The sequence below is a fragment of the Mesorhizobium sp. P5_C1 genome (genome assembly GCF_054049815.1).
Genome location: NZ_JBFULQ010001075.1, coordinates 1 through 1,057 on the forward strand (window position 1 = coordinate 1; position 1,057 = coordinate 1,057).

The window sequence follows — 1,057 nt, forward strand, 5'->3', positions numbered from 1 at the left end:
CCCGAACGCCAACAGTCCCGCCGCAATGGCTTCCATATTGGAGAGCTCGAAGCCGGAACCGGAAATCCCCACTGCTGCGAGGGGAGGGACAGCGCTCGCGAAGGCAACGACAGCACTTTTGCCAAGCGCTGCGGCGATCTCCATGCGTCCAAGTCCCAGGCTGCGCCGGACGAAGCTCAGGGCAATATATGCCTGGAAAGGAACAGTCACTAGCATGCACCAGGCGGCTGCCTGCAATCCGCCGAAGACAATGGCTGCGGCGAGGAGAATGCCCGAAATTGGGAAGGCGATCAGCGCGCGGATGTACAAGTCGCGGATCGCCCCCATCGCAACCATTACGGGGTAATTGAGTTCGAAACTGAAGGAGAACAGCAACGCGATTGCGACGATTTGCACCAGCGGCGCGACCTCGGTCCACTGGTGACCAAGCACGATGTTCACGGTCGGGTACGCCAAAACCGACAGCACGAGGAGCGCCGGCCAGTGGAGCGCGGTGATGAGGGAAAGGGCGGATAGATAGGGACGTTTCAAATCCCTGCCTTGCCTGACCTCGGCCGAGAAGGCGGGCAGCACGACCGCCATGGCGCCTCCGATAACCAACTTGTCGGGTATCTGGCCGATCCAGAGAGTCCTGCTGAACAAAGCTGCAGCATTCGGCGATATGAAGCGGCCGAGCAGGAGTAGGGGCAGCGCGTCAAAGATGCGGAAAAGAATGGCGATGGCGCCGTTGTATCCGCCGAACAAAACCATTCCTCGCCAGTTGGCGAGGGACGGTTTGAACATCCAGAAGTGGGGCCATAGGACGAAGGCGAGGCCTGCAGCAAGACCGCTGCCGATCAACCACGCCCAGACGAAACTCATGTAGCTGAAGCCCGCCAGTGCCAGGATGATCGTCGCCGCGGAGTTCGTCACCGCTGCCACTATGTCGATGGCCGCAACCTTGCCGAAGGACATTTCCCTCCGCAGCAACGCGGTTATCAGGGTTAAGGAGGTGTCGAGAAAAAGACAGGCCGCGACAACCCTGAAGTAGGGGATGGGGGTCGGCTCGCTGTAGAAC

The 1,057-nt window shown here is 60.3% G+C and carries 1 protein-coding gene; it reads right to left on the minus strand.

Annotation, left to right across the window (positions count from 1 at the left end; genetic code table 11):
* The coding region (locus tag ACXJ7R_RS33980; RefSeq protein ID WP_457155613.1) for an oligosaccharide flippase family protein at window positions 1-1,057 on the minus strand (1,057 nt) is incomplete at both ends.